This window comes from Symmachiella dynata (assembly GCF_007747995.1).
Lineage (GTDB): Bacteria > Planctomycetota > Planctomycetia > Planctomycetales > Planctomycetaceae > Symmachiella > Symmachiella dynata.
Map to the genome: position 1 here is coordinate 6,686,348 of NZ_CP036276.1, position 22,259 is coordinate 6,708,606.

11 protein-coding genes and 1 pseudogene are annotated in these 22,259 nt (G+C 54.4%); all 12 read right to left on the minus strand.

Features of this window, described 5'->3' with window-relative positions:
* Window positions 1–367: 367 nt before the first annotated feature.
* Window positions 368–1,579, minus strand: a complete 1,212-nt coding sequence (locus tag Mal52_RS25470) for a DUF6361 family protein (RefSeq protein WP_145379407.1) — start codon at window positions 1,577–1,579, stop codon at window positions 368–370.
* A 31-nt stretch (window positions 1,580–1,610) separates the two neighbouring features.
* Window positions 1,611–2,528, minus strand: a complete 918-nt coding sequence (locus tag Mal52_RS25475) for an FRG domain-containing protein (RefSeq protein WP_145379409.1) — start codon at window positions 2,526–2,528, stop codon at window positions 1,611–1,613.
* Window positions 2,518–3,474 carry a hypothetical protein gene (locus tag Mal52_RS25480; RefSeq protein ID WP_145379411.1) on the minus strand — a complete coding sequence of 319 codons (957 nt, stop codon included), beginning with the start codon at window positions 3,472–3,474 and terminating at the stop codon, window positions 2,518–2,520. The genes Mal52_RS25475 and Mal52_RS25480 overlap by 11 nt, the downstream gene beginning before the upstream one ends.
* A gap of 91 nt (window positions 3,475–3,565) precedes the next feature.
* Window positions 3,566–5,050, minus strand: a complete 1,485-nt coding sequence (locus Mal52_RS25485) for a helicase-related protein (protein ID WP_145379413.1) — start codon at window positions 5,048–5,050, stop codon at window positions 3,566–3,568.
* Window positions 5,047–5,907: a CBS domain-containing protein gene (locus Mal52_RS25490; RefSeq protein WP_145379416.1), complete on the minus strand. Its 861-nt coding sequence runs from the start codon at window positions 5,905–5,907 to the stop codon at window positions 5,047–5,049. Before Mal52_RS25490 ends, Mal52_RS25485 begins: the two co-directional genes overlap by 4 nt.
* 15 nt (window positions 5,908–5,922) lie before the next feature.
* Entirely contained in the window at window positions 5,923–6,267 is a 345-nt protein-coding gene (locus Mal52_RS25495) for a hypothetical protein (RefSeq protein WP_145379418.1), read from the minus strand.
* Window positions 6,264–10,397: an Eco57I restriction-modification methylase domain-containing protein gene (locus Mal52_RS25500; RefSeq protein WP_145379419.1), complete on the minus strand. Its 4,134-nt coding sequence runs from the start codon at window positions 10,395–10,397 to the stop codon at window positions 6,264–6,266. The genes Mal52_RS25495 and Mal52_RS25500 overlap by 4 nt, the downstream gene beginning before the upstream one ends.
* A gap of 91 nt (window positions 10,398–10,488) precedes the next feature.
* Entirely contained in the window at window positions 10,489–11,424 is a 936-nt protein-coding gene (locus tag Mal52_RS25505; RefSeq protein WP_145379421.1) for a DUF429 domain-containing protein, read from the minus strand.
* Window positions 11,421–14,282 carry a helicase-related protein gene (locus Mal52_RS25510; RefSeq protein ID WP_145379423.1) on the minus strand — a complete coding sequence of 954 codons (2,862 nt, stop codon included), beginning with the start codon at window positions 14,280–14,282 and terminating at the stop codon, window positions 11,421–11,423. The genes Mal52_RS25505 and Mal52_RS25510 overlap by 4 nt, the downstream gene beginning before the upstream one ends.
* Window positions 14,279–16,369 carry an ATP-dependent helicase gene (locus tag Mal52_RS25515; protein ID WP_145379425.1) on the minus strand — a complete coding sequence of 697 codons (2,091 nt, stop codon included), beginning with the start codon at window positions 16,367–16,369 and terminating at the stop codon, window positions 14,279–14,281. Before Mal52_RS25515 ends, Mal52_RS25510 begins: the two co-directional genes overlap by 4 nt.
* On the minus strand, window positions 16,366–21,909 hold the full coding sequence (locus Mal52_RS25520) for a DEAD/DEAH box helicase (protein ID WP_145379427.1): 5,544 nt from the start codon (window positions 21,907–21,909) through the stop codon (window positions 16,366–16,368). The genes Mal52_RS25515 and Mal52_RS25520 overlap by 4 nt, the downstream gene beginning before the upstream one ends.
* A 73-nt stretch (window positions 21,910–21,982) precedes the next feature.
* A pseudogene (locus Mal52_RS25525) lies at window positions 21,983–22,153 on the minus strand (type I restriction-modification system subunit M N-terminal domain-containing protein); the annotation flags it as partial.
* Window positions 22,154–22,259: the final 106 nt, after the last annotated feature.

A 22,259-nucleotide genomic window follows, 5' to 3' on the forward strand; every position in this document is an offset into this window, starting at 1 on the left:
TCGAACCGTAGGACCCACAGCTTTGGGTGAAACACCCCTCCCAGCGGCGCGGCGACTTCAACGACGCATTGCTCCAAATAGCCAAACAGCTGACGGGCTTTGGTCGGTGGTTGAATCTTTCCTGCTTGGCAGAACAGAGTCACATTGTCCGCATAACGCCGCAGCGATTCCAATAGAGCCGTGGGAGTTGCAGTTAGTTTGCCTTCTTTGGTCTCACAATCAAATAAGGTGAATGCCAACGGCGTGACCAGCAACGCAAGCAGATCAAGGCTGTAAGTCGTACCGACAGCACATGACAAACGGTAACCCGTTGGGGGCCTCAACAGCTCAAACAGTAGTCGGCGATCGGTTGGCTCCAGCATTTGCGTTAATCCTTTAGTGGCCGTACGATGTCTTCAATGATCTGTGAAGACGTTGGCCAACGATAATTCAGCTGGGTGGTTCCCGACTTGCCACCCCAGTCCTGTAACATCTGGTGATTTCCAATTCGTGCGCGACCTGTTTTGATTTTGCGTTCTCGATCTTTGACCAGAAATCTGGCGTCACTGTTGTCAACGATCGACGCCTCGCTTGCAGCCTCGACAACCATCTCATGCCAGCGATTGACAAACGTCTTGGTTGGCGGAGGAACCCGATGCGCTGTGTTGCTTTCAACCAACGACCAAAAGGCATCGCGTTTGTCGGCGACCGGTGACGCCCTCATCATTGGAACGTCCTCCCACCATTCAGTCAGGCTGTCGCGGTATTGATCGCAGAGGTCAGAGAATCGAGGATGCGACTCAGCCAGCAGCAGGTTGTAGAGCAAAGCCGCACCGTGCATGACCTCTGAAAAGTGTTGGGCATGGTCCACCAGATTGCGGATTTGCTCGGGCAATGCCTGGCACGCCTCATCCAGCCATGGCAATGGAGCTTCAGGAATGATTTCGTGGCTGACGTAGTGAGCCAACAAACTGCCAGCCGTCGTCTGCCTAATACGATCAGCAAGATAGTCCGCTTCCTCGATTGTCAGATCGAATGTCGTTCCGTCCGGGAATGTTTCCGGGGGTGACGGAATATGAGGATGCCAGTTCGCCGAACCAATGCTCCCCGCGTCGTCCAATTCTTCAGCAGCAGGAGCACGGTAGAGTTTGTCGTAATAGAGATCAAGCCAGCGGTGATATTCGTCTTTTGATCTCGCGAGTTGGAGGATTCCCCACTTACGCAATCCCGCCCAATATGCGGTGCTTGGCAATCTCTGGAGTTTGCCTCGTGAACGAGCCCCGATCACGCCTAAGTCCGCGCCGGCAGCCAATAGCTTGTCAATCAGGACCGTCTCCGCCTTGCGTGCTTCCATGGCAATGTTCGCGTAGCCGATTTTGCGACGTTCGAGTTCGAGATAGACCCACGGGATAAAAAGAAAATACCGGGCACGCGTCTGGATCGTACTTGTACCGGGAAATAGCAGGTCCGCCAATGAATCACGGACCGTGCCAATTCCCAGTTCGTCTCGCGTATCCTCATCGGAATACTGGTCAATCACCTCCATCGCCTGGCGACGTTCGCCTTCGGAGAAATCGAGCCATGTGAAAGTTGAAGCCATGGAAAGTACACTTGTTGCTCTGAATGTTTGTTTACTCTTGCCACATTGAATTCAACGTGTCCCTGATATTGTCAAAGGTCGGCATCAGGTGCGATTTTGACACTCCTTCAGCAAACAATAGCCGGCGCAAATCTTTTGCCTCACACGAAGGTAACACTAGCTTCTTCAGCGTGTCTGGGGTGCAGATGTCTTCGAGTTTCGGCCAATCGCCGTGCAAAACGAAGTCGCCATCTGCCGATCTGTGATACGTGAAAAGTCCGGCCTGCGAATGTAGGAAGCCGATCTGGCTTCTTGGTACTCGGTATTCCGTCCATTCCGATTCGAATAGGGCTAGCCCGTTCAAAGCCCAGACTGCAACTGCGCCAGCGGGATCGTTCGGGTTTTCCGCTGCAAAGTAGGCTGCGTTAACTGGGTTCTGCGTCCAATCAAGAAGACGTGTGGCCATGCCGTGGTGCTGCGCCAATGCGTACGCTGGATGCGGCGATGAGCAGTGAGAGTCGTTGGAAACCACTTCGCGGGAGATCTTGTGCGAAATAAATCCACCCGGAACGTGCAGTCCGAGTTCATCGGCCAAAGAGGTGAATGCTTGCACTTGCAAGAACTCGAATCGCCGCTGCGCAACCTGTTGGCGAATCTGTTTTCGATCTAATTCTGAACTGCCAAGTAGTCCTGTGTTCACCTTGATCACATCGTCAATGATCTCGTCGGTGATCGTTTCAAGGACTGCCTGAAAGTGATTGTCTTTCCAAATGCTAGGACGCCAGGCCGATGGTGTGAGTCCCCAGGTCGAGTCACCTTGACCACGAAAAACCCACGGTGTAAGTGACGCGTTGTCACTCAGCCAACGCGGATTTGATCGTCGAAGTGCATCGAGGAATTCGCGAGCAGTGTTGAAGGTGATCGTTTCGTATTGCTGGTTGAAAGCCATCTTTCCTGCACTACTTTCCACTGTGACACTCCTTTACCGCGACATTGGTCAGTCCATTTTGTTTCAGAAGCGTCTGCACTTCACCCACGTATGTCGTTTCAGCGTTTGGTTTGACCGCAACCTCTTGAATCAAGTCAGTGAGTTTGATCGGTAAATGAAACCCCCTCTCGTCCGCCGCCCGAAGTTGTTTGTATTCCGACCGACTTTTGGAAAGTACCAGTTCGCGATGATTCTGTTTCTCAAGGTCCGTGAGACTGGGGATTGGCTCCGATGGCCGAAGCGGCTTTGAAATCCGCAAAGGTAATCGGAGAATAATTGGCGACTTGGCCACCATGCGAACTTCGTCTTCGTAACTCCACCCCTCCTCAACAATCGCAAGAATGCTGCGAAAGTCATCGTACTCAAGGAAGTAACTCGAATAGTCAATGTAACCGACCGCACAAACGGAAGGTTGTGCGTGGCGAACTGGTGTATTGTGAGCCCAGCCGAGCGCGCGCTCAAGCTGCCCAACCGTCGTCTTGAAGGCGATACCATTTTTCGAAGTTGCGTAATCCCACATGCTCGAAGATATTGTTGCGTTTCTGTGCCAACAGGAAACCCCGCAAAGTTGGGCCATCAGCACGTTGCAGTCTCGAACAGTCTGCGTAGAAGCTGCCAGGAACCGTTGCTTTCTCCTTGCCGCCTCTTGATCAGTGAGCCCTCGCGACATCGCCATGTGGTCACAGTACTCTTCCGGGCTCTCATTGATGTCGGGAAGAGTTCCTTCATTGTCATCTTCAAACGTCCACGGATAACTGAACCACAGCTGTCCGACATCATTGAAGTATTTGATGTTCTTTCCCTTATTATCATCATCTGTCCAAAGACTATGCTCCGAATACTTGCGGAGCATGTCCTCAAACTTCCAGTCATCTATATAGCGCCATATCGATGTGTTGGCATCAGGTGGGTGGGGATCACTTGTCATTGTCAAATTTGCGTTTTCGCCTCCTGTTTACTATTGGGACTCGCATTGACAACACGGGGATGCTTACGCGACCGGAAAACAATGACATTGTTCATTGGTCTATCTCGCCATCAAACAGGAGCTTTTGAATTTCTTCACTCCCGAGGGATTGTTTGATCTCATTCACCTTCTTCTGAAGTCGCTCGATCACCAGCGTGTCTGAATCGTCAGTGAATGCGTAAACCCCAACAGGGCCGGGCCGCCCAACTCGAAGGAACTGCCCAATTCGGGCATCGACGGTGGCTGGATTCCATGGAAGGTCGTAGAAGATGACAGCGGCAACCTCCGGGATGCGAACCGTCATTGCCGAGGTACAGACCAGCACGCCGCCATTCTGTGAAAAATCGGCAATGATCTGTTCACGTTCTCCATAGGAGCTACTGCCGGTTATGGCAGTAACATCAAAATGATTGTCGCTGAGCGCACTTTCCAGATACGTTGCCGTATTCACGTAGCTTGTGAACACACAAATTCGCATGTCTCCGCTGGAAGAAACACCAATCGTATGCAGGAGTTCGAGCAACGATTCAAGTTTGGAATCCGTCTCGACCTCCTCAAGCATAGCGAGCAATCTGGGTACGTCGTCCATGAAAGATGATTGCGCCAGCGACTGACCATCCAAGTTCTCATCTGCGGATTCCGGTTCGATTTCGACATCGTCTGATTTTGACGCGACATCTCGAAGGCCATGAACTGTCTCGTTCCTAACTCGTTGCATTTGACTCAAACGCTGTTCAAGTGCTAGCAAGCTTGAAGATGCTGTTTGCAGCAATGCGGTTGCCTCTAACTGTGATCTCGGCTCTTTCACACCTGCTCGACGAATACACGCCTGCAATTCCAACAGAATCTGTTGTTCGTCATCTCGCCGGACATGATGTATCCACTTGATTTGAACGTCGGGAAGCAATGGGTTCCCATCGTTGTCCCTGACGGTGTCACGTGACCAGACCGTTACCTTCGCGTCGTGAAAAAGCGGATTCGCGACACCTTCGCCGTCTGGGATCTTCGAAAGCGCATGAAGAAGCAGCGACCGGGCTTGTGGGCTGCTCTCGAATAGCCGCTGTACAAGCTCGTATCGTTGTGTCTTTGGCCTGAGATGATGCGCTTCGTCAACAACAATCAGGTCCCAGATCGTTTTCGATAACAATTCTGCGACGTCAGCCTGTCGAGCGAAGTCGATTGACATCACCACTACACCGGTGTTCATCCAAAGGTCATCATCCTCGCCAGCGACCATCTCGCGTAGGCGGCGGCGATCGACAAAACGACATGGTACTTCGGGCGAATTACGCTGAAGCATGTCACACCATTGTTGGGCAATCCCCATCGGTGCCAGGACCAATACTCGTTTCGCCTGGCTGTGATAGAACGCGTATGCAACAATCTGGCTTCCAATAAAGCCTTTTCCCAGACCTGGTAGGCTGGTGAGTAGATGTTTCTGCTTGGAATCCGCAGCCAGAAAGTCGGCAGCGAATTCGGCTTGATGAGGGAAGCAGCCGAGTTCCAGGAAGGCGGTTGTAATCTCACTTTTATTCATTGTTGCCCCTCCCGCTGTCTCGCTTCGGCGGTTCGTGCCTTTCTCAGCATCCAATCTCGGTTCGAGGCGAGTGACTGATATTCGTCCACGGTTATCTCACGCCTGAAGTGGAAGATTACATTGCGGATGTCGCGTAGTTGTTCGAGTTTGGCTCTCGTGCGTGGACGACTACCGCCAAAGAATGGTGCAAAGTGCGGCCACCTTCGTCCATCGCCAACGATCTGGATGTAGTCGTTGAATGACATTTTGTGGAGTTCGGTTGGCATGCTCTCGGCATCGTACTTGTCCTTGAGACACTCATGAGCACACGCAGCGAGCGTCTCTGGATTAACGGCGATAGTCATCAGCGCCCTGAGAGCCAATTCAACTTCACCGATCAGGACAAAGGGGCTGGCGACGCGGTACAGATACCGAAGGATGTCCATCGAAGTGACTATACCGAGAAGCCGGTCGGGCGATCCGACAAGAATCGAATTGTTCCGGTCAATCACATCGAACCACTCGGCAAACTCGTCGGTCACTCGTGCGAACGACGGCTTTGAGTCCATGCAATCTTCAACGGTGAGTTCCAAGGCGTCGAACTTACGATTTTTGGTCGCCGCAAGACTCTGGGTGATGACTGCCTGTGCAAAAGTCTGGTGGGAAAACAGCCCCAGCACCTCGCGTCCCACGACGACGGGAACCTGTGAAAACCTATGCTTGCCGAGCAGATCAAGGGCGTCTGCAACGGGCATTTCTGGTTCGACTGTCAACAGTGATTGGTCATCAGGTATTACGCTGTTCACACGGTGGAACAACTCCGTCAAGGATGGCGGGTCTGGCTCGCGTGGCTGAGATGTGTTTTCTGTTGGTTGCATAGGAAAGGTCTCGACTTATTCCTCACCGTCTTTCCGGGTGATTGAACATGTTTGCGATGACAGGTACTGGCGTTGCAGTAACGGAATTCCTGTTTCTCGCCACCATTCAGAGCAGATCTGGCCGCTGGACATTCCGCCGGCGTCGTATCGTTCGACGAAGATGGGCTGGTCGCCTCGCAGCATGCTGCCAGTCAGGTCTTTGATCTTCAATTCCACTTGAGCAATGAACTTCTCAGCCGTTTCTGGAAGCTCGGCTGCTGAGAAGTGGTCGCGGAGTTCCTTCCAGAGGAACGGATCGCCACGCAGGCCCCATTGCCTTGGTTCCGTGAAGACTGACTGGATGCGGTTGGGCGCACTCATGACTCCACCTCCGCTTCACGTGGTGGATGGATGTGGGAGGTGTTGAGTTCGGGGGTCCATTGGGCGAAGGGGATGAAGTTGCCTTCGGCGTCGGTTGGTGGGCCGGGTGGTGGATTGAGGATGGTTTGGTAGGGTTGGCCGGTGCGGATGGCTTTGGCCATTTGATCGTAGATTTCGAGGATGGTGCGTTTGGTGCGGTATTCGCCGTCGTATTTGGCTTCGTCCTTGCGGCGAACGATGGGGAAGGTGTCCATAATGTAGTCGACGGCGTCGCGCGGCGAGGGGAACATCTCGCGGAGCGTCGGATTGTCGGCTCCCCATTCTTCGTCGGAGCCGAGATAGAGATGGAAGTAGGCCGCATCCAGCTCGCACCGAATCTGAAACCGCCGCTCCTCATCCCAGCGAAACGGCGGTCCGTCATAGCCACAGTCTGTCGCGAATTGTTCTAGGTCCCAAGCTGTAAAGCTAAGTTCAAGGACCGCAGTCCCAATCCACTCTTGCAGCAACTCGCCGCTGCTCCACGGACAAATCTGTCCAAACAAGCTCTTCTTCACAAGTGGAAGCTGGGCAAAAATAAAGTGGCTCAAATTGATGCCGCCCATTTTTTCACGCAGCACAAAATCCAATCCGAACACGTTCAGATTTGCGACCAGGGATGCACAAACTTTTGTAGGATGATTTGCGTAGATTTGAAACAGGCTATGGCCCGCTCCGGCCCGTGGTGTTACGACAACTATGCACGTCCTCTCATTGGTCGGGCTCGTAACAGCGCAAAAGTGCATAAGCCAACAGCGGTCCCATCTGGCTTCCACCTTGCGATCAACAGACTCGGCATTGACCCAGTATTGGGGTGTTACCGAATACAGCGGGTCAGTGAGACGATTTGATGGCGTTACGTCACTCGATGCTTGTCGCCCCTCGTTCGATGTGTTCACAATTACACTGGCTGCCCGGTGGTTGAATTGTTGGACCATCTTACCTTCGTAAAGGACAACAGGTTTGGCCAAATCGTTTGCGTCGCGGAATAACTCATCTGCCTCGTGAGACATCTGGAACATGCTGGTGGTCTCAATCATCCAGCAGTCATCGGAGTTGTTGTCGACGTTGACAGGATGCCTCTTATGCATCTCGTTGACGAGCTGCGCCGATGAGTTAGTTCGAAAAACGGGGCATGTGCGACTCAGTGGGTTTACACGTTCGATATCCTCCGCAGACAATGGAAAAACACGGGTGTGATCGGAGAGCTCAGACGTTGCATGGAGAAAGAATCCGAATTGAGCGGCCACTCGACTTCCACGTTGCCGTCCTGTAGTAACTAGTGAAAATCGCATGCTTGCATGGACGGTTGGGAAAAATACTTTCCTGTTCTCAAAATCAAATAGCGACACAAGTCGGCGAGATGACATTAGGAATTCAAAGAATTGACTTGTGCCCTTGTTTGTTGCAAGGCCACTCGGCACTACATTCCCGGAACGTCCATTCTTTGCTATCAATTTTGTTGCAAGTTCCACGAATAGGTTCGCGGTGCTGAGATTACCTTGAGCTGTGAGCGGGAGTAATTGCCCAATGTGCAACAAATGAGCGCTTGCGAGAATCAGGCGACGGTGGCGTTGCCATCGCTTCCAGGAGTCGGAGTCGTCTTGTTCCAGACGGGCAATTGCTTTCTGCCTTTTAGCGCGGTTTTCGATCAAAGCAATGTCAGGGCGGACGTCTCCGAAGAACTTGCGTTCTTCAGGGCGAAGTTCATCCCATGGGGGATTTCCTAGAATCGAGTCAAATCCACTGTCCCACCCACACTCTTCATTGTCAGGGTTCGCGTCGACTGAGGGTAGGACGAATACATCGGGAAATGCCAAGTGCCAATGAAAGAATTGGTGCCGCGCGCTGACTTGCTGCACTTCTTCACGAACATGCGGTAGTACATTATGCGGGCTCCGTTCAATGTCACGAAACTTGCGTTCGGTTGGGCAAAGCCGGCCAAGGTCACTCTCGTCTTTCTTCCAAACAAAAGTCGCGCACCATGTATCCGCCCAGAAGCGAGCGTTGAGGTAGTCGGCTCCTTTGACGAGGTCTTGGTATCGTTGCCGCTTGGCAGCAATCGAATCAAGAGAGTCGTCCTCGGCGGCGGTCAGCTTGGCAAACTCAGCGGCGGCGTTGCCGAGCTTGAACACTGGCTCAAACAAATAGCCCTGACCGGCTTTGTATTCACTGCGTTCCTTCTTATTGTCTTTCTTGAGGTCTGCGCAAACCTTCTTGTCATCGCCTTCGATTGGCTTGAACGCATCATCGGGGATGCCGTCGGCCAACAGTCGCGGTGTGGTTCCGAGCAGGCTATTGCCACACTGGATGTGGTGATCAAGAAATGAGAGCGGCTTGCCCGGTTCGAGTGCTTCCATCCAGAGGCTGACTTTGCACAACTCGACCGCCATCGGGTTGATGTCGACGCCGTAGATGCAACGGCCGATGATGTCTCGCTTGGCATGCTGCACGTCGAGTGTGTTGGGCTGATCGTCGCCAGTGCGAAGACGGGCCAAGTGCATCGCCATTCGTTCGGCGGCGGCGATCAGAAAGTGACCACTACCGCAGGCTGGGTCGCAGACTTTCAGGTCCAGTAGCGCTGCTTCAGCTTCGGCCGGATCGGGAACGTCGATCGCTTGGCTGACGACAGGATCAAGAGCCGAGTCAAGGAGGCAGTTGATGAGCGACGTCGGTGTGTAGTAGCTGCCGGTAGTCTTCCGTTCGTTGCCGGCGGCGGTGCCGAGTGTGAAGGGGCCTTCGTCGGTGTCGATGTTGGGATGCAGTTCCAGCAGGGATTCGTAAACGCTGCCAAGTTCCTCGCTGCCCAGATTGCCGAAGTCGACCGGACGCCGGTAACTGCTGCCTCGGCCCGACGTGTCTTCGGTGTAGCAGAGATTGCGAAACGCATCGAGCAAATCCTGATTGGCGAGCAACGCATCATCCAGATCGGGCGTGGAATCGTCCGAGAATAGAAACGAACCCATGCCGGGAATGCCCAGCGGCGCGTAACCTTCCCGCAGCTTCAGAAACAGGACCTTCAGCGATTCGTACAGATCGGTGTGAGCGGTGCCGCGTCGTTCGTAGGCCAGCGAACGAATACGGCTGACCGAATAGAAGCGGGCATACCGATCGCGTACTTCTGGCGTTGTGTCGGTCGGATGCAGCAGGTTCTGGCCATTCTCGGTCTTCTTTTCCTCGGCGACCAGCAACATCAGCAGCCGATAGACGACTCGCAGCAACTGACGGTAGTAGTCCTGCGTCGACAGCTCGCCGGTCCGCAGTCGCTCGCGGAGTGCGTTGTTGCCTTTGGTAGTGAGGAAGCCGGCACCGAGTGACTTGATGGCCGTTTCGACACCGTCCCGCAGTTTTTCACGAGCTCGCGTTCCCTGCTGGTCGGCCTGATTGGCCCATTTCTCCAGCCAGCAGTCTTCCGGCTTGCCGTCTTGTGCGATTTCGACGCGCGATTGATGGCAGAGCAGAAACATCAGCATGAAGTCGGCGTAGTGTTCACCGTCCATCATGGCTTCCAGATCGAACTCGACATTGGCCGCTCGGGCCAGCGCCGCGTTGTCTCGCAGCAGAAAAAGCTTCAGCCCGTTGGAGACAAACCCCCAGCGATGTTGGGCACTGCGGTTGAGTTGTTCCTGAAGCAGACTGTACGGAGCACGCGTGGCCGCCCCGGAAACTCCCGGCGTGCGACGATCCAGCGGCAGACGGGCCGACAGCAGGTGAATCGGAACGTGATTCTCCCAGCCATGGCTGATCGGATATTCCTTGCCATCAATTTCGATCGCCTTCTTGGCTTGCAGGCGACCGTAACCGAGTTCCTGAAATAACGGCAGCAGCCATTCATCACGCGTGACGGTGGTCCCGGCATCCGACGCTGGCAATGCCGCGAACTTCTTGCGGAATGACTTCCACGCGGCCAAGCATTCATTCCACGCCCGACTAGCCGCTTCGTTCAGCCGTTCGCCACTGCGCAGGTGATAGTCTTTGGGTGACAGCCCTTTGAGATCGGGATCGCCCTCAACAACGCGCGTCAGCAAATCGACCGGCAGTAGCAGACCAGCAGTGGTGACAGTTGTAAATGGGTTACGTGATCGTATTCGCACGAGTTGTTTTCCAGTTGTCCGTTAAAGTGTTTCCGTACTCGTATTCCGTATGCCCCAACCCGTCTCCCTGACAGGGGAAGGGGCTTAGTATTTATTTGTATTCGGCGTCGAAATTATCCACTTGCCCGCCTAATTCGATGATCACGTGAGGAGCAGGTGGCGATTGGGATAGACCATCGCGTTCCCATCTTCGAGCTTCTCTCGCATTTGCACGAATCATGGACATTGCCCATGGCTGAAGCCCCGCTTCGGACACTTCGACTCTAGGCGGCAAGATGATGTATCCGTTACGGCTATCACCAATTCCGACATAGTCCCTCTTGGCTACGCACAAGGCCGTCAATGCACAGATAACCGCAGCTCTATGTTCGTGGTCAGTGACATCGCCAGTTGTTGATTCGATAGTACGATTCGGCAACAGGCGACTGATTAGTTCCTCAAATCGGTTTTCATCAGGCATGTGGCGGCCTGGTGCATCGGGCCCTAAAAGCCACTCGTAAAAAATGTCTGATTTTGCTTTTGATGAGGGACGCCTGTCTTCATCGAGCATCACAGCGAGAAAGGTTGTGGGAAACGCCTCAACAACGGCCATCTCGTGGATGGCCGCAGCATGTTCCGATTTTCTTACACACCCTGCCGCGATTACGGATTGTGCAAACAGATTTGCATGCTCATTGAGCATAATTCCGTTTGGCGAACTTGATTGTCCTGGCTTACCGAATCCTAGATTGCTGAATCTTCGCGTCAGCAGGAGTTCGGCAAGTCGGTACTCGTCTATGCGGTCCAATCCAGGACGTAACGGACCATCTAGGGCCACGGCATGAAATTCCTGATCACCCACGAGTTCACGAAGCGTTCTCTGACGGGCCTCATAATCAGTGGGGATGTGGTGAACGTCGAAACTGATTCTATTCTCAGTCCAGCGGAGCAGACACGCTCCAGTCGTATCAATTTGTTCGGACCAACCAACGTCGATCCCTAACACTTGCCCGCTGGCTTCAGTGTCCCGTAGAGGTTGTTCATTCATGCTCCACCTCCCATGACTGGCAGATAAACGTAGAGCCCCAAAACATCGGGGGGCAGTTGCGGCTCGATGCTGTACTTCACACCGGTGCGACGCGCGGCAGTGCGGACTCGTTGATGAGCGTCCAGCAGTTCTTTACCGTGGGCTTCGGCGATTTCATCGAGTCGTGGGCGGACGTGCTGAAACTCGTCGATCACCTTTTGAATAAAGTTGCGGGCGACATCATCGGTGACGTTTTCATCAGGCTTGGCGAGTAACAACGATTCGGCATCGGCTCGATCCAACCAATCCGCCGTCGACGGAGCGCTGCGGAAACCGACGATTTGCGTGTCTTCGGCAAGCAACGGACTGACCTCTTCGCCTAGAGTGGTGATGATGTGATACCGTAGGCGGAGCAACAGCAGTGTGGTGCGAGTCTTCACGGCTTTGGTGCGGATGACACCGCAACGAGCCGCTGGGACCGGACCGACGCCAGCTGTGCCATCATCCAAGGCCGAGTCCATCACGTAGGTGGCAAGTCCTTCGGTGATGGGATGCGTTCGTGAGAGATAAAATTCCTTGTCGGAAACGGGCAACTCAAACCGGCCGGCAAACGTGAGATTGTCGCGGATGGATTCGCGGACAGCCCGAGGCGATTCGGTAAGATCGAATTCAAAGTGACCGTCACGGCCGCCGACCACGCCGCGATATGCCTTCACGCTGGATGTGACAAAATTCTCGACGTCGGTGGACGATCCGATCGCAGATTGAATCTGTTCAACTTCCTTGGCAACTTCATCTGGCTTGATGGTGTGCTGTGCGAACAGCGAGCGGCTTTTCTTTTCTCTATCGGCGGCGTTCTGCCACTCGTCATTGAACTCCGTTGTCATCGGTTTGGTTTCTTCGTCGTCTTCAAACGGCAGTTGCTGCTGTTGAGTGTCTTTACGGCGAAGTAGCAGACCTTCGTACAACGCCTCCAGCACCGCGTTGCTAGTGGTGGGTACGGGGACGGAAACGCCGGTCGCTTTGCGGATTCGTTTGTGCTTATCAATCAGCACTTCCAGGACCACGCCGTCGATCTGGTTATCAGTGCCGTAGTAGGTCATCACTTTGACTTCCGGTTTTGGCTGACCAAATCGATCGACACGACCTTCACGTTGTTCGTGTCGGGTTGGATTCCAGCTCAGGTCGTAGTGAATGACCGAATCGAACAGGTGCTGAAGGTTGATACCTTCAGACAGACAGTCGGTGCAGACAAGCACGTATTTGTCATGTTCGCGTAATTCGGCGATACGCTGTTCACGCTCGGCGGGAGGAATCTGCCCGGTGACAGCGATGACTCGCACGCCTTTGGGCAACTTCTGACGAAGCTGTTCCGCCACATACTCTGCAGTAGCAATAAACCGGCAGAACAAGATTGGGCGACTGCCATCGGAGACCAGTGCCTTGACGATGGGGATGATGCTGAGCAGTTTGGGGTCGCCATCGCCTTCCAGCTTGTCAGCCGCTCGTGCCATGTCGAGCAAACGTTTCCGTTCACGGTTGACGGAAGACTCGTCGGCTTCTAGGTCAGTAATGTCTGCACCGGCCACCATGTCTTGTGTTTCACTGGAGTCGTCGGATTCATCGTCGAACACCAACGGACGACTGATTTCATCAACTTCTTCGGGGGATTCGGCAGAGATCGCCTGCAACTTATTGCGGAGTGTTGCGGCGGCAGCGGCTGGACTGCTGGCGAGTGCTCGAAGAAGCGCCAAGGCTGCCCACCAGCGAACGCGTTGCCGGACGCCTGACATGCCCTCGGAATCTTCAACCACTTCTCGGGCGTAGTTCAGCAGACGGTCGAAGAGCTTGCGATAGTCTGAGTTGCCGAGCTTGTAGGATTTCTCCTGTTCAAGCCGGTCAGGGAACGAAGTATCCGATTCCAGATAATGGCGAATGTCTCCGCGCCGGCGCTGGACGAAGTAACGAGCGAGTCGCTCTCTGTGCTTACGATTACCGTCACCGGAAAGGTTTGTTGGCAGCTCGGCAAATTCCGGGTTTAGTAATCCGAGAAGCGACCGGAAACCTTCTTCATTGCCGGAGTGAGGTGTCGCCGTCACCAGGACGATGTGTCGATCTGGTTTCTCGGCCAATGCCTTGACGACCTCGTGTCGCTGCTGCCGTGTGCTGACTCGTCCCGGCTGAGCAGATGAGGTACAGGTATGAGCTTCGTCCACAATGACCAGTTCGGGGCAGGCTCGAATGAAGTCGTCACGCCGGGATTCGCTTTTGATATAGTCCAGCGACACGATGGTGTAAGGGAATACGTCGAACACGGACCGGTTACCGCAAATACGGTCTAGCCGGCGAGCAGTATTGGACAGTACCAGTTCGGCTTCGATGTGAAACTTGTCTTGCAGTTCGTCCTGCCACTGTTCCGCAAGATGAGGGGGACAAAGGACAGCCATCCGCTGGACTTCAGCGCGATCGAGCAATTCGCGAGCGATCAGCAACGATTCAACCGTCTTTCCGATCCCGACGTCATCGGCAATCAGGAGGCGGATCGGGTCGAGCTTGAGAGCCATGAGTAGTGGCACGAGCTGATAGGGACGAGGTTCAACGGCAATTTTGCCAAATGACCGGAATGGCCCCGCACTTGAGCGAAAACCAAGGCGAATAGCATCTCGCAGCATGAGGCAGGATTGAAAATCTCCCAGGCGAGCCGGATTGGGCAAATCGAAACTAGCCGGAGCGACTGTTTCAAGCTCCGTGTCGATGCCAGCGACTTCTGCATCTGTGCCACCCAATGGCCGCACAACGAGGAAATCTTCTTTCGATTCCGGCAACACGACCCATTCGCGGCCGCGCGCTCTTACTAATGTCCCAACAGTAAAACTCATGAACTGGTTCCCGCACTGTTATCTATTTGTTTCAGAAATTCGGATGGCTTCCCAACCGACGTCACGAACACTTCGTCGCGAGCACGTGTGATTGCGACGTACAGCAACTGCCGTTCGCGTTCGTAGGCAGCGTCGTAGTCTCCCTGATCACGGAGTTTGCCGAGTGTGTACGAATGCGGGACGACGTTGTGATTGCAGTCAACAATAAAGACGGCTTTGAATTCCAGCCCCTTCGCACGGTGCATGGTGCCAAGATTGATGCCGCCTGTTTCGCTGAGGTCTTCGTTGTCGCTGAGATCATTGATGTCCAAGCCGGCGTCATGGAACACGCTACGCAACGGTTTCAGGTACTTGCCCGAGCGAGCGAAGATGGCGATCTCTCTCGGAGAGATTCCCTGCGTCTGCAATGACTGAATCTGACTCAGGACGAAGGCTTCCTGTTCTGACTGATTGGCAAACTGCTTGATTGTCGGTAACGGCCCATTCAAGAGACTTTGTGATCGGCGATCCTCTGTCCCTTCGTTAAAATCGTCGGAAGCACCGGCCAGCATGCGATCGGCGAAGCGTCGAATTTGCTCCGTGGTCCGATAGTTGATCCGCAGGATGTGTGAGCGGCCTCGAATGTCGATGCCCAGTTTCTTCAGGCTGAACCCACCGGGATAGATTCGCTGGCCAGCGTCGCCCAGCACCATCAGGTCTCCGGGATTCGTGGCTGACAAAGCGCTGAGCAGTTGCAGTTCCTGCGGCTGTAAATCCTGAACTTCGTCAACGATGACAGCGTCGAAGGGACTCTCAACCGTTCCATCCTGAAGTGCTTCGCGGGCGACGCGGCAAATCCCCGACCATGGATAGGCATGGGCTGCGGTCAGGTCGCTCCACACGCGTTCAAAAACTTTCCAGCAATCTTTGCGTTGCTTGATCGTCAGTGGCTTGCCACGACCGGTGCGCACTGCGTCCCGATACTCATCCCAGGTAGAAATTCCCTGCGGCTCGATTACACCCGACCATTCGTGCGACAGGAATCCTGTATCGAATAGATAACCGCCGTGTCCATGGTGCCGTTTGATCAATGCTTCGATCTTGTCAGCATCAACCGGGTGAATTTTGGGGATGGACGCTTTGGCAAGGGCGAGTGCCTGCTTATGGACCGTGCTGACCGTGATACGGCTTTCAACCGAAGCATCGAATTCCTGCTGGGCTCCAGCGCAAAGGACATGAATGTTGTGTTCAATGTTCCGGCACAGCGTTGTGACGTAGGACGTCAACAGCACTCGCTTGCCCTCCGCTGCCAAACGACGTGCTCGGTGCATTCCTACGACGGTTTTGCCGGTGCCTGCCGCCCCGGAAACCTTCGCCGGTCCGTTGTAGTCCTTGCTGACTAGCAATCGCTGTGACGGATGGAGAAAGCGGACCCAGTCTTCGATAGGACGATCAAGGATACTAGCCAACTCGGCAGCATCCTGTACGACCCAAAACCGTCGCAAGTTATCAGGGTTCTGTTCGACCGGCGTTGTTGGAGAAACTGGCTTTGGCGGTGTGACCAGTTCGCCAGTGGATAGCGTCAGCAGGCTTTCCGCCACTTCTTCGGGTAGTTTTTGGCAAACCGTCAGCAGTTGATCGTCGTTTTGAATCTGCCGGGTGATTGTGAGCCAGTCTTCCGGGACGCCCAGACTCAACAGGTACTCGTCGTCGTAGTCGGCGAATATTTTTGGAGCTTCGTAGTACGGCTGAGAGGCTTTGATCGCTTCTTGCACGCCCTCCGTGGTCTCGACAATTTGTAGCGTCCCGGTCACCGGGTGATTTTCAATTCGGCGATGCTCCGCCCAACGGTAAGCATCCTCGTGATGTCCCGCGTATAACAGCGTCAGCATGCCGTCGCTTTGATGCAGGATGGTGCGCAAGTCCTGTGTGATTCGCGCCGACTTCATGCTGGAATCTTTGGCCCCCTGTATCGTCTCGAAGTTCAATCCAGGACTGCCGGGGTCTTCCATGAACTTCGTCAGGAAGTCCAATACCCGGCCACGGTCAGGCGTGCTGAGCTTTTTAGTTGATGCGGAAAAGGTCTTGGAGATGCTGACTGCACTCATCGCGCATCCCCCAATGCCGCGAGGATTGCTTCAGCGGCCTCAGCATCAGCGGGATCGACCGCAACCGCCTTGTGGCCCTGTGATTGAATGGCTTCGAGTATTTTTGGGACGCCATCTTCGCCAGCATTGACGACCCAGAGATGTCCGTCATCTTTGGCGATGTCTATAACGTAGGAGCCAAGGACGCGGCCATTCGATGCCACGTCGCCACCAGGTTCAATCAGCAAACTGTCGTCACCGGCAAGCTGTTCAATAACAGAATGCCAGGGCGTCGGAAACAGATCGAGATCAAGTTCCTCCTCTTCTTCGACTGTCGGAACGGTGATCGAACTGACAACCTCGCGTGCGATGCCAAAGATATTGGGGTGGAGTGCAATAATCTCGTCCCACTCGGCTTCGTGATGGAATCTCAGCACCGTGATGCCAAAGTCATCCATTGCGGCGGTCTTTTCCTGATCGCGTTGTTGACGATCAGCGAAATCATGCGGCGGACCGTCGATGTAAATCGCCGTGTGTTGCTTCCCGTACACGAAGTCTGGTCGGGTGCCACATTCCTCATAAAACTTCTGAGCGGTTGTCGGAAGCCTGAGGTGTCGTGCAGCCAGATAGTCGAGCCAGGACTTTTCCAGTTGGCTGTCACATTGCGACTTGAGCGATGCAAGGTGGGCTGCAAAAGACTTGATTCCGGGAGAGGCTTTGACCTGGGCGTGTTTGAGATCAAGCAGCGTATCGCGAATACGCTGGCGATCGAGTAACTCGTGATCGCGCTGATTCGAGTAGCTCATCAAGCAGTCGTAACAGGCAGCTTCACAGTCTTCGGTTGCACCGATCGCTCGACGAAGATCATTGCCAGTAGCCGGGTCAAAGTGGCAAAGGCGAAGGGCTTCTTCGGCAATCAATGAAAGTGAATTCTCGTCTTCGAGGATGCGACGCAGGACGCCCGCACCGCCTTCCGCCGATTCAAAAAACAGAATCTGTCGACGATCGTCCACTGATGGCAGCGGTTCCGCAGCGAGTTCGTTGTCTTCAAGCTGGTAAATCGTCTGAATGGCTTTTTTCAGTGCGGCCTGCAACGCCGCCATCTCGCCCGCGTCCAGCCCGCCGGAGGGATCAAAGATCAGGCAGTTTCGGCGATCTTCCACAAACGGCACAACCCGCTGTGTGCGAGCCCCCAGTGGATCGCCGGGGTCTTCTTCGTCGGGCAACTGGTCGGAACGCTGCCAATAACCTTTCTCAATGTCGAGCACAAACCCATGCTGGTCTCGATTTGCTCGCCTGCGCCAGCCAAGGTTAATTCGCCAAATCGTCGCAGCGTCACCATATGTCAAGCTGCAATCGAATGAAGTTATGCCAGTGACCTCGGCCACTCGATACTGCGGTAACCCACCGACTTCCTTAAATCTCAGGCCGGTTCGCAGCTCATACCCCATTCGCAATCGTTCTTCTTCATCCGAACTGATTCTGTCACGTCGTTTGGTCGCGACATTCTGCAAGCGCAACAGTGATCCGATTCGGGAAAGTCGGGCACTGTCACAGTTCTCGCACCGGTCCGGTCCGGCTTCACCCCACTTCAGTTCGTGCATGTAGCCGCAGTCCGCACACTGCTTGGCCGCACCCGTGAGCGGAGCGTCGCCTTCAGCAATGGGCAGAATCACCTTGTTGACGATGTAGCGGGAACCTTCGTGGTAGATGATGCCTCGCGGTCCGAACTCCGAAATGGCAAGGAATCGCGGGCGTGAAAGGAATTCGTCCTGACCTTTCATGCGTCGCCGAGCAGGTATGTACGCTGAAAGCGGCAGACGAGGGAAGTTGTAGCCCGGAAGGAAGCCTTCGCTTGCGAAGTACCGGTAACTGTAGAAGTCCGACTGGATGACATTCCTGGCATCTGTCAGCAATTCGATCTGCGCTTCTGCCTCGCGTCGCAGTCGGCGTGCCTCGTCCCATTGTGCTCGTAAAGCGACATCGCCGATGACCGCGTTCTGTCGCTCAAACTGATCCTTCGCTGCAAGAAACAGGCTCCGCCATCGTTGGCAGGCGTCTTCAAACGCGTGCAACGTGTGATCCAGCGTTTGTTTCAACCACTCATCAGTGAACCACGAAGCGGATTCGAGTTCTGCCGAGATCGTTTGAAGAATGGATTCAGCTTTTGCTCGTGCCCCGGCGATGGAGGACGATTTCGACAACCCAGCCTTTTTACTGGGCAGCATTGTTAGCGTCGGATTGACGCCTTCGACATCCAATAGATCGGTGAGTGAGTTGCCCAGCCACTCACCGGTTTCGGCGAGCCAGATGGCGTGAATATGGGCTCGAACAAGGTCTTCGTTGGCTAGATCGAGTCGCGGTGGGCTGACCGCGCCAGCGACCATGCGCTCCGGCTGCCGGAAGAAATACTGGTCGTGTGAACTTCCAGTTGTACAATACGTCAGCACGAATGCTGGTTGCCCGCTGCGTCCGGCGCGACCGCTCCGTTGAGCGTAATTTGCCGGCGTGGGCGGTACGTTTCGCATGTTGACGACGTTCAGCTGCCGAATGTCAACACCCAGTTCCATCGTTGGCGAACAGTAAAGAACAGGCAGCTTTGCCGAACCGAAATCCTGTTCACGTCGTTCTCGCTCCTGATACGGGACCTGAGCGGTATGTTCGCGAGCTTCCAGACCTCGAAGCTCACCTGCCACTGTCCGATAGAAATTCACGAAGAAGTCGTTGGTGCGTCCGCCTTCCTGTGGTGGATTTGGAACACGAATCGGATCGTGGAATGCAATGGTTCCATCTGCCATCTGCCACTGCATGGCTGATGCCGACAGTTGATAGCCGGGTTGATCATCCTCATCGCCTGATGGCTCGACAACGCGCACAACGTAGCCGGCGTTAGCCAGTACGGTGAACAAGTTCTGGATAATTGTGTCCTTGTCGACAAGACGCAAGTTGCCGGCAGAACGATCAAACTCCGGGAGTGTTGTCGGGCGACCAAGATAGATTCCGAATCCACTGCGTCCCGACAGGTAGGTGTAGAACTGTCGGTCATGGGGACGTCGACCCCGGGGAAATACGGCGGACGCTATTTCAGCGCGTTCCTGCTCGTCGATGGCCCAGGGCTCGCGAAGTCGCTGAGAACTCTGCTGTTGCAGTCGTTCAAAGAACTCGGTTGTCAGATAATCAACGTCGATCGCCAGTTCCCGACGCAAGTAATCCAACAGCGCTCGGGAAATCCGTTCGCGAGTCGCCGGTAACGCGCCGGTCAGTGCGGCATGGGTTCCTTGCCAGTGTTCCTCCGACTGACAAAGCTCAATAAGCGATGGATACTCAATTTTCAGTAGGCCACACTGCTCAAGGTTTGGTGATGTAATACGCCAACCACGTTTTTGGTCGCGGTAGAGTCGATAGCCCAGGACATTGCGGAAGGCGCGCTCGGTGTCGGCTCGTTGAGCGAATTGAACGCCGGGTTCGCGTGCAAATAATTCCAACGGCAGGTCGAGAGCTTTGTAGACTCGCTGGGTAAGTTCATCATGGGCAATGCCGTCACTCCCGGCAGCCGCCACAGCTTTATACAAAGCAGAACGCAACAAGCTGACTTCTACAAAATCATTGAAATGACCGGCCTGAAGCGAGGCGTCCTGTCGGTTGTCAGTGAAGCTGAGCAGCTTTCGAGCGAAGTCCTGTAGTGTTGGTTCCTCTCGTAGGAAACGAACACTGGTCAGGCTGAGAATTGTCGTGGCGGTGCTGCGACCTCCGCTCGCGAGAGTGGCGAGTTGACCGTAATCGGATGATCCGCGTCGAACACGATACGACACGCCGCAGTGCTGACAGAACCGGAACGGGGTATTTGTGAAGGCGTACATCAGCCCGTCTGCTGACACCGTTCCATCAGGGGCGATCAATATCGGTTGTGGTACGTCGTCGCGCCGATTACTGCGAACGCGCATCCTTCCACGATGTTCTTCCAGCCAATCTTCGGGAAGCCGTGCCACAAATTCGTCTGGATCATTGGGCCACAGGTTTTCGGGATCACGATAAAGGAAACCTGCTTCTCCTTCCGCAGGGTCGTCGACGCGATCATTCAAGTCGCGCGTCCGAAAATGGACTCGACCGGTTGAACTTTCCGTATACTTCCAGACCGAGTAATACTCAGCGCCACACTCGCGGCAGAATGCCAATGGCAAGAGTATCTTTGACTTCTGACTGCCGGGCACAAACTGCTGTCCGCTGATCGACAAATGACGCGTGTCGTTCTCTTCCAGAGATGCAAAGACGGCGTCACCGCGACTGATGAATTGATGCAAGCGGAAAGCGAACGGCTGGCGATTGGTTTCGGGGTGGGGCTCGCTGTTGCAACCGGCAAGCAACCATCGCTCGATCGCATCTTCACAATCATCAGCCGACATTCCGACAAGAGCGGAAAGCTGTGTCGCTGCTCCATTGTCACCACGCATTCGTTTCGGTGTTGCTCGAATGAGCCGGTTGGTTCCTTCTTCTCGCGTCAAGCCAAAGCAGTCTTCGAGCCAGCACGCCATCGGTGATTCGATAAAGCTGGCATATGCGGATGGGAAACCATTCGTTTTGGCGATGTCGCTTTTTAGGCCCTGCAAAACGCTGGCGTCAGCAAAATTCAACTCTGGGGATTCACGCTTGAGGGTTTCGCCAATGATTGATTTCGGTTTAACGTCCGTGCCGAACAGGCGAGAGGCGACCGACGCAATTTCTTTTCGCTGTTCCTCGTAGCTACCTCCGCTCGCCATCGTGGCCGAAGTCCCAACACAGAGCATCTGTGTTGCATGACAGGCTTCACGCACGCGACGCACCAGCAATGCGACATCCGCTCCTTGCCGACCACGATAAGTGTGCAACTCGTCGAGCACCAGAAAACTCAAGTCGCGGGCTGAGTTGACCAGTGCCTGCTCGAACGGACGCGTCAGCAGGAGTTCCAGCATCACATAGTTGGTTAGCAGGATGTCCGGCGGGTTGCGAGTGATTTCCTCTCGTTTCTCTCGCGTCTCCTGCCCCGTGTAGCGTTCAAACCGCACTGGCTCCTTCCCTTCGCCGAATCCAATGCGAAGGAACTTTTCAAGTTCGCCATACTGACTGTTGCAGAGCGCGTTCATGGGGTAGACGACAATGGCCTGAATTCCTTTGCCTCGCCCTTTACGCAGAACGTGATCCACGATCGGGATAATGTACGACAGGCTCTTTCCCGAACCGGTCCCAGTGGTCAGCACATAGTTTCTGCCAGCCTGTGCCTCACCAATTGCGTCGACCTGATGCTTATGCAGACGCATCGGCGAGCCGTGGACGTTCTGCTCCGTCTTGATTCGAAAAATGTCCTTGCATTTCTGGTGGAGAACTTGGTTTTCAACCAAGGCATCAATCCAGCCCCCCACTTCGAAACTGGGGTTCATCTGAATCAGCGGCTGTGGCCACAACGCCTGATCGGTCAGACTTTCATCAACAAACTGCTGCAATCGACTTTCACGAATCCGTACAAAGCTACGGACGTACTCGGCGTAGTCGTGAATAACTTTGTCGCGTAATTTGAAGACGTCCATTGAGTTACCCGTTTCAGTTGCCTGCTTCTATTTGCTAAGACGCGCTGACATCAACCAATTTGTCGTGCAGCTACTCGAACGCATCGAAGATGTATTTCAGGAAGATCAGCCCGAGCACGACGTGTTTGTACTCCGCCCCATCTATATTATTCCACAGCTTATCGGCCGCCTGCCAGAGCTTGGTTTCAAACCCAAGATTGGCCCCGTTGCCGTTTTTCGCATTGGTCGCTTTTTTCTTCGCCATGTACGGTTTGTTATCTTTATCGGTGTAAATCAGTGGAGTGAAAGCCAGCGAGCATGAGAAACGGACGAGCGCGGAAGCAATAGGCGGGGGGCGACGCTATTCAGCG

Excerpts from the sequence above, each read along its gene's own strand:
- Mal52_RS25470 (WP_145379407.1), bottom strand. The coding sequence starts at position 1,579 with ATGGCTTCAACTTTCACATGGCTCGATTTCTCCGAAGGCGAACGTCGC.
- Mal52_RS25480 (WP_145379411.1), bottom strand. The coding sequence starts at position 3,474 with ATGACAAGTGATCCCCACCCACCTGATGCCAACACATCGATATGGCGC.
- Mal52_RS25485 (WP_145379413.1), bottom strand. The coding sequence starts at position 5,050 with ATGAATAAAAGTGAGATTACAACCGCCTTCCTGGAACTCGGCTGCTTC.
- Mal52_RS25490 (WP_145379416.1), bottom strand. The coding sequence starts at position 5,907 with ATGCAACCAACAGAAAACACATCTCAGCCACGCGAGCCAGACCCGCCA.
- Mal52_RS25495 (WP_145379418.1), bottom strand. The coding sequence starts at position 6,267 with ATGAGTGCGCCCAACCGCATCCAGTCAGTCTTCACGGAACCAAGGCAA.
- Mal52_RS25505 (WP_145379421.1), bottom strand. The coding sequence starts at position 11,424 with ATGAATGAACAACCTCTACGGGACACTGAAGCCAGCGGGCAAGTGTTA.
- Mal52_RS25510 (WP_145379423.1), bottom strand. The coding sequence starts at position 14,282 with ATGAGTTTTACTGTTGGGACATTAGTAAGAGCGCGCGGCCGCGAATGG.
- Mal52_RS25515 (WP_145379425.1), bottom strand. The coding sequence starts at position 16,369 with ATGAGTGCAGTCAGCATCTCCAAGACCTTTTCCGCATCAACTAAAAAG.
- Mal52_RS25520 (WP_145379427.1), bottom strand. The coding sequence starts at position 21,909 with ATGGACGTCTTCAAATTACGCGACAAAGTTATTCACGACTACGCCGAG.